9 protein-coding genes and 1 riboswitch are annotated in these 10,195 nt (G+C 70.8%); of the genes, 5 read left to right on the top strand and 4 right to left on the bottom strand.

The features are described 5' to 3' along the window. Positions 1-104 precede the first annotated feature (104 nt). On the top strand, positions 105-425 hold the full coding sequence (locus tag ABZV42_RS24890) for a GYD domain-containing protein (RefSeq protein ID WP_355986245.1): 321 nt from the start codon (positions 105-107) through the stop codon (positions 423-425). A 126-nt stretch (positions 426-551) separates the two neighbouring features. Here ABZV42_RS24890 and ABZV42_RS24885 read toward each other — a convergent pair whose 3' ends face one another. Beyond that, positions 552-1,481 carry an HDIG domain-containing metalloprotein gene (locus tag ABZV42_RS24885; RefSeq protein ID WP_355986247.1) on the bottom strand — a complete coding sequence of 310 codons (930 nt, stop codon included), beginning with the start codon at positions 1,479-1,481 and terminating at the stop codon, positions 552-554. A 315-nt stretch (positions 1,482-1,796) separates the two neighbouring features. On the opposite strand from ABZV42_RS24885, the gene rlmN reads away from it, so the two are divergent. From rlmN to ABZV42_RS24865, 4 genes are all read left to right on the top strand, one after another. Next, positions 1,797-2,903 (top strand): 23S rRNA (adenine(2503)-C(2))-methyltransferase RlmN, encoded by a 1,107-nt coding sequence (gene rlmN, locus ABZV42_RS24880; RefSeq protein ID WP_355986285.1) that lies wholly within the window; start codon positions 1,797-1,799, stop codon positions 2,901-2,903. Between the two features lie 39 nt (positions 2,904-2,942). Continuing rightward, positions 2,943-3,048: riboswitch (TPP riboswitch) on the top strand. Positions 3,049-3,124: 76 nt separating this feature from the next. Continuing rightward, a complete protein-coding gene (locus ABZV42_RS24875) occupies positions 3,125-4,222 on the top strand; it encodes a thiamine ABC transporter substrate-binding protein (RefSeq protein WP_355986286.1) in 1,098 nt (365 codons plus the stop codon). A gap of 206 nt (positions 4,223-4,428) precedes the next feature. After that, on the top strand, positions 4,429-6,027 hold the full coding sequence (locus ABZV42_RS24870) for an iron ABC transporter permease (protein WP_355986384.1): 1,599 nt from the start codon (positions 4,429-4,431) through the stop codon (positions 6,025-6,027). Beyond that, positions 6,028-7,095: an ABC transporter ATP-binding protein gene (locus ABZV42_RS24865; protein ID WP_355986288.1), complete on the top strand. Its 1,068-nt coding sequence runs from the start codon at positions 6,028-6,030 to the stop codon at positions 7,093-7,095. 73 nt (positions 7,096-7,168) lie between these two features. Here the strand turns inward: ABZV42_RS24865 and ABZV42_RS24860 are convergent, their stop codons facing one another. The 3 genes from ABZV42_RS24860 to ABZV42_RS24850 form a co-directional block, all read right to left on the bottom strand. Further along, positions 7,169-7,834 carry an LAETG motif-containing sortase-dependent surface protein gene (locus ABZV42_RS24860; RefSeq protein WP_355986290.1) on the bottom strand — a complete coding sequence of 222 codons (666 nt, stop codon included), beginning with the start codon at positions 7,832-7,834 and terminating at the stop codon, positions 7,169-7,171. A 186-nt stretch (positions 7,835-8,020) separates the two neighbouring features. Then, complete coding sequence (locus ABZV42_RS24855; RefSeq protein ID WP_356053614.1) at positions 8,021-9,136, bottom strand: Rossmann fold nucleotide-binding protein; 1,116 nt, start codon at positions 9,134-9,136, stop codon at positions 8,021-8,023. A gap of 578 nt (positions 9,137-9,714) precedes the next feature. After that, a complete protein-coding gene (locus ABZV42_RS24850; RefSeq protein WP_355986294.1) occupies positions 9,715-10,122 on the bottom strand; it encodes a VOC family protein in 408 nt (135 codons plus the stop codon). Positions 10,123-10,195: the final 73 nt, after the last annotated feature.

Here is a 10,195-nt window from a genome sequence, read left to right as displayed (position 1 = left end):
CGCCGGTGTCGTACGAGTGAATCCGGCCGTGCGGCTGTCGGCGGGCGGCGCGGCAGCGGGAAGGCCATCCGTGTACCGGACACTCCACGGGCAGGGAGCCCCCTATGCCGAAATACCTCATCCAGGCCCGCTACACGCCCGAGGGGGCGAAGGGCCTGCTCAAGGAAGGCGCGAGCGGCCGCCGCGCCGCCGTCGAACATGTCGTCGCGGGCCTCGGCGGGAGCGTCGAGGCCATGTACTTCTCCTTCGGGGAGGACGACTTCGTGTGCGTCCTCGACTTCCCCGACGCGGTGTCCATGGCCGCCGTCAGCCTCAGCGTCAAGGCCAGCGGCGCGCTCCACACCCGGGCCACGCCGCTCCTGACTCTCGACGAGATCGACGAGGCCGCCCGCAGGCAGGTCTCCTTCCGCCCGCCCGGCGCGTAGAGAGGCCCACGCCGAGGGTGTTCAGGGTCTACCTCGAGCACGGCCGGGCGCCGGGCGTGCAAGCGGCATAGGAACAGTCGGGGAAAGCCCGAGGCGCTCGATGTCCGTAGCGGAGCAGAAGGAGCCTCAACCAGCTTGACCGCTTCCGCCCACGTGGCCCGAGAGATGGCGGCGGAGCAGTCGGATGGCGAGGAGATGGTCGTACTGCTCCGCCACCTGAAGAGGCGTCTCTCCGCTCCCGTCCGGCAGTCCAGGATCCGCGCCGTAAGCCAGGAGCACCGCCGTTGTGGCAACGGTCAGCGGCTTGCCGCTCTGGAGTGCCCCGTCTCCTTCACTGTCGATCGCGTGGGTCAGAGGCGTCGCGCCGTCACCGTCGTTCGGGTCGGCTCCGGCGTCAAGCAGTCGAGCCATCAGCTCCACGTCCTGGTGTTCCGCGGCGAAGAGCGTCGGCGGCCACCAACCACTGCCGTCAATGACCGCTCGCCGGCTCGGCGGAAGTGCCATGAAGGTGCTGATACGTCGTTGCGTCCGCTCGACAGCGGCACTCAGATACGGCCGTGCCCTGCTGATCGCGGTGTGAACCTCGCTGCCCGGCTCGTACCGTTCCAAGATCTCGTCGATGCGCCGAGCGAACTCGAAGGACTGCCCGGCAGGCCCGGTGGTCATGTCGGCGAAGATCAGTGCGTCCAGGACTGCCGAGTCCTCCCGGTCGTACACCGCGAGTTCAGCAGTCAGCTCACGCTGTTCGGCCTCATGGACCGCGCCGGAGTGGTGGGCGACCAACCGCACGAGGCGCGGAGGAGCAGCCAGCCTTTCCAAGTGGCGTGCGCCGTCGAGAGGGTGGAACCCTGTGTCTCGAAGTTCCGGCGCGTAGCCGATGTCATGCAGCCAGGCGGCCGCGACGAGCAGCTCCCGGTCATCCCTGGACACTGCCGCTGTGGCCTCGGTTGCTCGTGCGGCCACGGCCTGCGTGTGCAACCAGCGGTTCCCGAGCGGGCGCAACAGCGATTCGGCCAGCTCAGCCGCACCTCGGGGCGTGTCCAATCCGGAAGACATGGATCGCACGGTAACCCAGACGGACACGCTTCGACGGTCACCCCGGGACCCTCACGACCGCTCACCCCGGGACCGGGACCATCAGGAGGAGACGAAGGCGATCGCGCCCGCACCGGTGCTGCCACCGGCACCGGGACCGGCCCTGGCACCGGGACCGGCCCTGGCACCGGCACTGGCGCTGGCGCGAGGTTCCGGCCGAGAGCCGTGCTGGGCCGTCCCTCGGCCGTCCGGGGTCGACCAACGCTGACCGTCGGTATCCACTGGCGACCGCTCCGGCCCGGGCCGCCTGAGTTGATCTGCGACACTGGTACAGCCATGCCTAAGCCCGGAGAACTCACCTTTGTCGCGCCGCGCGGAGCCCAGAAGCCGCCGCGGCACCTTGCCGATCTCACGCCCGCCGAGCGCAAAGAGGCGGTTGCCGCGATCGGCGAGAAGCCGTTTCGTGCCAAGCAGCTGTCGCAGCACTACTTCGCCCGGTACGCGCACGACCCCGCCGAGTGGACGGACATCCCGGCCGCCTCGCGCGGCAAGCTCCAGGAAGCACTGCTTCCCGAGCTGATGACCGTCGTGCGGCACCTTTCGACCGACCAGGAAACCACCCGCAAGACCCTGTGGCGGCTCTTCGACGGCACGCTCGTCGAGTCCGTGCTGATGCGCTACCCGGACCGGGTGACCATGTGCATCAGCTCGCAGGCGGGCTGCGGGATGAACTGCCCGTTCTGCGCCACCGGACAGGCCGGTCTCGACCGGAACCTGTCGACCGGCGAGATCGTGCACCAGATCGTCGACGGCATGCGGGCGCTTCGCGACGGCGAGATCCCCGGCGGTCCCGCGCGGCTCAGCAACATCGTCTTCATGGGGATGGGTGAGCCGCTCGCCAACTACAAGCGTGTGGTCGGGGCGATCCGGGCCCTGACCGACCCCGAGCCGGACGGCCTCGGGCTCTCGCAGCGCGGTATCACCGTGTCGACGGTCGGGCTGGTCCCGGCCATCAACCGGTTCTCCGACGAGGGCTTCAAGTGCCGGCTCGCGATCTCCCTGCACGCTCCGGACGACGAGCTGCGCGACACCCTCGTCCCCGTGAACACGCGGTGGAAGGTGCGCGAGGTGCTGGACGCCGGTTTCGAGTACGCGGCCAAGTCCGGGCGGCGCCTGTCCATCGAGTACGCGCTGATCCGGGACATCAACGACCAGGCGTGGCGTGCTGACCGGCTCGGGCGGATGCTCAAGGGCAAGCCCGTACACGTCAACCTCATCCCGCTGAACCCGACCCCGGGCTCGAAGTGGACCGCCTCGCGGCCCGAGGACGAGAAGGCGTTCGTCGAGGCCATCGCGGCCCATGGCGTCCCGGTGACCGTCCGGGACACCCGGGGCCAGGAGATCGACGGAGCGTGTGGTCAGCTCGCCGCGACCGAGCGGTAGTCTGAGCCAAGTCAGTCCGTCTCATAGTCCGACATCTTCATATTCCGACAGGGGAGCGCCACAGCGCTGAGAGTGCGGGACAGCCCGCAGACCCTCTGAACCTTGCCCAGGTCATTCTGGGTAGGAAGTTCGGTCGTAACTCAAGCTGTTGCGCCCTGCCCGGGAACCGTCAGAGGTCCCGGGCAGGGCCGCGTCTCTTCCTGGTCACCCAGGAGGAATCAGTGAGCACCACCATCACCAGCGGTAAGCGGTTCGCGACCCTGGCCGTCGGCCTCGGGCTCGTCGCGCTGCCCGCGCTGTCCGCGTGCGGCTCGTCCGGCAGCGCCGGTTCGGGTGACTCGAAGACGATCACGCTCGTGAGCCACGACTCGTGGCTCGTGTCGAAGAACGTGCTCAAGGACTTCGAGAAGCAGTCCGGGTACAAGGTCCGGGTCCTCAAGGACGGCGACGCCGGGCAGGCCGTGAACAAGGCCATCCTGACCAAGGACAACCCGCAGGGCGACGTCTTCTTCGGCGTCGACAACACCCTGCTCTCCCGCGCGCTCGACAACGGGCTGTTCCAGCCGTACGTGGCCAAGGGTGCGGACCAGGTCCTGCCCGCATACCGCGTCGACCAGGCCAAGCACCGGGTCACCCCCATCGACACCGGCGACATCTGCGTCAACTACGACAAGGCGTACTTCAGTAAGCACAAGCTGGCGCCGCCGCAGTCCTTCGACGACCTGGTCAAGCCCGCGTACAAGAACCTCCTCGTCACCGAGAACGCCGCCACCTCCTCGCCCGGCCTCGGCTTCCTGCTCGGGTCCGCCGCGCACTACGGCGACAAGAGCTGGCAGGGCTACTGGACGAAGCTCAAGGCCAACGGAGTGAAGGTCGTGGACGGCTGGGAGCAGGCGTACAACGACGAGTTCTCCGGGTCCGCCGGCGGCAAGAAGGCCAAGGCGGACCGGCCGCTGGTCGTCTCGTACGCCTCCTCGCCTCCCGCCGAGGTCATCTACGCCGACCCCAAACCCGCCACCGCCCCGACCGGGGTCGCGGCCGGCACCTGCTTCCGGCAGGTGGAGTACGCGGGTCTGCTCAGCCACGCCAAGAACGCCGAGGGAGGCAAGGCGCTCCTCGACTTCCTGCTCACCAAGGAGTTCCAGGAGGACATGCCGCTCAACATGTTCGTCTATCCGGTCCGTGAGGGCGCGCAGGTGCCGACGGAGTTCGCGCGGTTCGGTCCGCAGGCCAAGGATCCCGAGACCCTGTCGCCCGCGAAGATCGCCGCCGACCGAGACCAGTGGGTCAAGTCGTGGACCTCTCTCGTACTGAAGTAACCGAAGGGGCCGAAGGGCCTGGAGGTGCTGAAGGGGCCGAGGCGGCCGGCGGCGCCGAGGCGGCCCGGGGAGCCGGCGCGGCCGAGCGGGTCCGCCGGGCCCATCGCACCGGCGGTCCCGGTGGTCCCAACGGTTCCAGTGGTCCCGAGGGGCCCGGTGCGGTTGCGCGAACGGCCCGCAGGGAGAGCGCGGTGCGGTTCGGGCTGATGGTCCTGCCCGTCGCGTTCTTCGCGGTGTTCTTCGCCTACCCCGTCGCCGCGATCGTCTCGCGCGGCCTCCACGGCGACGGGGGCTGGCAGCTCGGCCGGATCTGGGACATCGCGACCCGGTCCGACATCCGCCACGTGCTGTGGTTCACCACCTGGCAGGCGCTCGCCTCGACGGCGCTCACGCTGCTGATCGCGCTCCCCGGCGCGTATGTGTTCGCGCGCTTCGAGTTCCGGGGCAAAGAGGTGCTGCGGGCCGTGGTGACGGTGCCCTTCGTGCTGCCGACCGTGGTCGTCGGCACCGCCTTCCTCGCCCTGGTCGGCCGGGGAGGGCTGCTCGACGAGCTGTGGGGCGTACGCCTGGACACCACGGTGTGGGCGATCCTGCTCGCGCACGTCTTCTTCAACTACGCGGTCGTCGTACGAACCGTCGGCGGCCTCTGGTCGCAGCTCGACCCGCGCCAGGAGGAGGCCGCGCGCATGCTCGGCGCCTCGCGCCTCGCCGCGTGGCGCCGGGTGACCCTCCCGGCGCTCGGGCCGGCCGTGGCCGCGGCCACCCTCATGGTCTTCCTCTTCACCTTCACCTCGTTCGGTGTGGTGCAGATCCTCGGCGGCCCCACCTTCTCGACCCTGGAGGTCGAGATCTACCGGCAGACCTCCGAGATCTTCGACCTCACGACGGCGGCGGTGCTGACGATCGTCCAGTTCGTGGCGGTCGGCGCGATCCTCGCCGTCCACGCGGCGACCGTACGCCGACGGGAGACCGCCCTGCGTCTGGTGGCCCCGGGGACGACAGCGCGCCGGCCGCGCGGTGCCTGGCAGTGGGCGTTCCTCGCGGGCGTGCTCGTGAGCATCGCGGTGTTCCTCGTGCTGCCGCTCGCCGTCCTCGTCCAGCGCTCCTTCGGGGCCCCGGGATTCGGCTACTACCGGGCGCTGGCCGACGACAGCGGCGGTGTCTTCCTCGTCGCCCCGATCGAGGCGGTCGGCAACTCGCTGGAGTACGCGCTCGCCGCCACCGCCATCGCCGTGCTGATCGGCGGTCTGGCGGCGGCCGCCCTGACCCGGCGCGCCGGCCGGCTGATGCGGGGCTTCGACGCGCTGCTGATGCTCCCGCTCGGCGTCTCCGCTGTCACCGTCGGCTTCGGGTTCCTGATCGCCCTGGACGAGCCGCCCCTCGACCTGCGCGCGAGCTGGATCCTGGTGCCGCTGGCGCAGGCTCTGGTGGGCGTCCCCTTCGTCGTACGGACGATGCTGCCGGTGCTGCGGGCGGTGGACGGGCGGCTGCGGGAGGCGGCGGCCGTCCTCGGGGCGTCGCCCTGGAGGGTGTGGCGCGAGGTCGATCTGCCGATGGTGCGGCGGGCGCTGCTCGTCGCGGCAGGCTTCGCCTTCGCCGTGTCCCTCGGCGAGTTCGGGGCGACCGTCTTCATCGCACGGCCCGACAACCCGACGCTGCCGGTCGCCGTGGCCCGGCTGCTCGGTCGCGCGGGCGACCTCAACTACGGCCAGGCGATGGCCCTTTCGACGATCCTGATGGTGGTCTGCGCGGTGTCGCTGCTGCTGTTGGAGCGGGTACGGACCGACCGGACCGGGGAGTTCTAGATGCTGCTGAGCCTTGAGGGCGCGACCGTACGCTTCGGCGGGCGGCCCGTGCTCGACGCCGTCGACCTCGATGTCGCCGAGCACGAGATCGTGTGCGTGCTCGGCCCGAGCGGCAGCGGCAAGTCCACCCTGCTGCGGACCGTGGCCGGCCTTCAGCCGCTGGACTCGGGCCGTGTGCTGCTGGACGGACAGGATCAGGCGGCCGTCCCCGCGCACAAGCGGGGCGTCGGCCTGATGTTCCAGGACCATCAGCTCTTCCCGCAGCGGGACGTCGGCGGCAACGTCGCCTTCGGGCTGCGCATGCACGGCACGTCGAAGAGCGGACAGGCCTCCCGGGTCGGGGAGCTGCTGGAGCTCGTCGGCCTGCCCGGAGCCCGGGACCGGGCCGTCGCCTCGCTCTCGGGCGGCGAGCAGCAGCGGGTGGCGCTGGCCCGCGCCCTGGCGCCGCGTCCCCGGCTGCTGATGCTCGACGAACCGCTCGGCCAGCTCGACCGCTCGCTGCGCGAACGGCTCGTCGTCGAACTCCGCCAGCTCTTCGGCGAGCTGGGCACGACGGTGCTCGCCGTCACACACGACCAGGGCGAGGCCTTCGCGCTGGCCGACCGGGTCGTGGTGATGCGGGACGGGCACATCGCCCAGTCCGGTACGCCCCTGGACGTCTGGCAGCATCCCGCGGACGCCTTCGTGGCCCGTTTCCTCGGCTTCGACAACGTGGTCGAGGCGACGGTGGGCGCGACGGCCGCCGACACCCCGTGGGGCAAGGTCCCGGTGCCCGAGAGTTCCGCGCAGGGGCAGGGCACGCTCCTCGTACGGCCCGCCGGTGTACGGCTCGTGGCCGCGGTGGACGGGCTGCGCTGCACGGTCGCCGCCCGCACCTTCCGGGGTACGCACGTCGCCGTACAGCTTCAGCCCGAGGGCGCGCCCCGGCTGGAGGCGGCGTGCGCGCTGCGGGACGCGCCGGAGCCCGGGGACGTGGTCGGGGTGGAGTTCGACGCCGCCGAGGTCGTCGTCCTCGGGTCTCCCGGGACGCGATCCGCCGCGAAGAGCCCGGCGCGGCAGGCCGGTTGAGCACGGCGTCCGGACAGCCGTGTGGCCCGCCCCCTCGACGGGGGCGGGCCACACGGTCGTTCAGGGCGCGGGGTCAGCTCGCCTTCGAGGCGCCACGGCGGCGCATGCCGAAGAAGACCGCTCCGCCACCGACGACGACGAGGGCACCGGCGATACCGGCGATCATCGGGGTGTTGGAGTTCGCACCGGTCTCGGCGAGGTTGGACTCACCGGCGGCCGCGGACGGCTGGTTGTCGCCCGGGGTGGCCGGAGCGGCGCTGCTCTGGGAGTCGGACGGGCTCGCCGAGTCCGACGGAGTGTCCGAGGGGGTGGACTCCGACGGCTCCGGGCTCGCCGACGGCGACGGGGACTCCGACTTGGTGGTGCAGGCCGGCCCCTTCGTCGTCAGCGGCGCCAGGTCCTTCTCGGTGACGCTCGCGACGCCCGGGACGTTGACGTGGACCCGGTACACGGCGTCGGGGGCCCAGTCCTCCGCGAAGGAGATGGTGGCGCCGTCCTTGGTGCCGACGAGCTTCTGGTCGGAACCGACCTGCCGGGCGTCGGAGCCGTTCTGCTCCAGGAAGACCGTGACGGTGGCCTCCTTGCCGGAGGCGTCCGTGTCGGTCACGGTGATGATGCCCTTCCCGTTGCCGTCACAAGTGGCGGCCGCCGAGAAGTCCTTGATGTTGCAGGCGAGTGCGTTGCCGGCGACGCCGAGCGCGAGCGCGGCAGAGGCGGAGGCAACGCCGAGGATTCGCACGGTACGTGCGGTGCGTCGAGATATGGACACGATTGCCCTTCACAGGTTGCGCAACTGCGGGGGGTGTGGGGGGATTTGCTGCAATTTTTCCAGCAACAGCGCCCCCGGGAGTCTCACAGGTCTATAAGCGCGACCTAAGTGCTGTCAATGCGTAGGTGGTGCCTCGCTGTTGGCTTTGCCGAGTTGTTAGCGTCCCAAGTGTTTGAGCGCTTCCGGAGCGTCATCGACTCCGTCGACGAGCGCGATCCGTGACTCCATCGCCCGTTCCCGGGCCAGCGACTTGAGCAGCTCCCAGGCGGGATACCTCTCGGTCCAGTGCGCACGGTCCACCAGGACCATGGGGGTCGGCTCGCCCCTGGACCCGTAGAAGTTGGGGGTCGCGTTGTCGAAGATCTCCTGTACGGTCCCGGCGGCGCCCGGCAGGAAGACGACTCCCGCGTTCGAGCGGGACAGCAGCCCGTCCTCGCGGGTCGCGTTGGCAAAGTACTTGGCGATGTGCGCGGCGAAGGCGTTCGGCGGTTCGTGGCCGTAGAACCAGGTGGGGACGCCGACCGAGGGGCCGCCGGAGGGCCAGCGCTCGCGCACCTCGAAAGCCGCGCGCGCCCAGTCGGTGACGGAAGGGGTGAACGACGGGACGGCGGCCAGCACGCGCAGCGCCTCGTCGAGCATGCCGTCGTCGAACGGGGCCGCGTACGCGCCGAGGTTCGCCGCCTCCATGGCGCCGGGGCCGCCTCCTGTGGCGACCGTGAGGCCGGAGCGCGCGAGGGTGCGGCCGAGCCGCGCCGCCCCGGCGTAGGCCTCCGTGCCGCGTGCCATGGAGTGTCCGCCCATCACCCCGACCACCCGTTCGCCGGCGAGGAGCTCGTCGAGCGCGTCCGAGACGGAGTCGTCATGGAGCGCGCGCACCGTCGACGCGAATATGTCGCCGTCGGCCCTGGTCCGCTGGAACCAGGCGTACGCGCGGGCGTCGGGCGTCGAGTCGTACCCCGTGCCGAGCGAGGCGAAGAGCTCGGCGGGGGAGTAGAGACGGCCTCGGTAGGGGTCGAGCGGGAGGCCAGGTACGGGCGGGAAGACGAGGGCGCCCGAGAGCCGGACCCGCGCGGCCGCCTCGGGCTCCATCGGGCAGCCGAGGAACACGGCTTCCGTGGTCTCCACGGAGAGCAGGTCCCGCGTACGGTCCGTCAGATCGACGGCCTGGACACGGAATCCGGCGAGCGAGCCGCCCGCCGAGACGACCTGGTCGAACTCGGCGAGGGATTCGATCTCGCGGTCGTGGGAGACGCGAAGGGGAGTCGGCAGCACCCGGCCATGCTAGGGGCTGCCGCCCAGGGTCACCCGAGTCGGGGTCAACCGGCGCTGTGACCTGTTCCGCGGGTGCCGTGGGCCGGCATTGCGACCCGTCCCGGTTCCGGGGTGCCCTGCATTGCTACCCGTCCGGGGTCCGGGGCCCGGCCTTGGGTGTCCCAGGGTCAGGGGTGCCCTGCATTGCGCCTGTTCCCGGGATCCGGGGTGGCCGGCATTGTGTGACCCGTCCCGGGGCACCGGAGTCCAGGGCAACCGGCGCTGTGACCTTCCCGGAGTCCGGGGTGGCCCGGCATTGCGACCTGTTCCCGAGGCCAGTGGTGCTCGGCATTGCGACCTTTTCCGGGGTCAGGGGTGCTCGGCAGTGCCCGCCTGTTCCGAGCGGCTCCGTGCCCCGGCGTCCGGGGGCAGTGTCGGGTGGCGTGGGCGCCGGGCGCGGGGGCGGGTGGTGAGGCTTCCGGGGGAGGCCCTCGGCGGCGCGGTGCCGGGGGTGGAGCGGGCCCGGGTGAACGTGCCGGGGCCGACGCGCGGACCCCTGTACCGCGCGTCGGCCCCGGAACGTCTGCTCGCGGCGGGGCTCAGCCCTGGACCGCCGCCGGGTCCATCCACATGACCTCCCACGTGTGGCCGTCCGGGTCGTCGAAGGCGCGGCCGTACATGAAGCCCTGGTCCTGCGCCTCGCCGGTCCCCGAGCCGCCCGCCGCGATGGCGGCGTCGACCAGCTCGTCGACCTTCTCGCGGCTCTCGGCGCTCAGACACAGCAGCACCTCGCTGGTCTTCGTCGCGTCCGCGATCTCCTTCTTGGTGAAGTCCGCGTAGCGCTCCTTGCCGAGCAGCATCGCGATGATCGTGTCGCTGATCACCACACAGGCGCAGTCGTCGGTGGAGAACTGGGGGTTGATCGTGTAGCCGAGCTCCGTGAAGAACTTCCTGGAGGTGGCGACGTCGGACACGGGCAGGTTCACGAAGATCATCTGCTGGTACATGCGAGGTTCTCCCGTCGGTGTTGTGCCGTTCGCAGGGTTAGACCGGGGGCCCGCCCGGAAGTCATCGCCGGTA

It is taken from the genome of Streptomyces sp. NPDC005281, assembly GCF_040607495.1.
Lineage (GTDB): Bacteria > Actinomycetota > Actinomycetes > Streptomycetales > Streptomycetaceae > Streptomyces.
The sequence above is the reverse complement of the archived record's forward strand: the minus strand, read 5'-3'. Positions and strand labels throughout refer to the sequence as shown.

Coding starts and splice junctions, on each gene's coding strand:
- ABZV42_RS24890 (WP_355986245.1), top strand. CDS start 105: ATGCCGAAATACCTCATCCAGGCCCGCTACACGCCCGAGGGGGCGAAG.
- ABZV42_RS24885 (WP_355986247.1), bottom strand. CDS start 1,481: ATGTCTTCCGGATTGGACACGCCCCGAGGTGCGGCTGAGCTGGCCGAA.
- rlmN (WP_355986285.1), top strand. CDS start 1,797: ATGCCTAAGCCCGGAGAACTCACCTTTGTCGCGCCGCGCGGAGCCCAG.
- ABZV42_RS24870 (WP_355986384.1), top strand. CDS start 4,429: ATGGTCCTGCCCGTCGCGTTCTTCGCGGTGTTCTTCGCCTACCCCGTC.
- ABZV42_RS24865 (WP_355986288.1), top strand. CDS start 6,028: ATGCTGCTGAGCCTTGAGGGCGCGACCGTACGCTTCGGCGGGCGGCCC.
- ABZV42_RS24850 (WP_355986294.1), bottom strand. CDS start 10,122: ATGTACCAGCAGATGATCTTCGTGAACCTGCCCGTGTCCGACGTCGCC.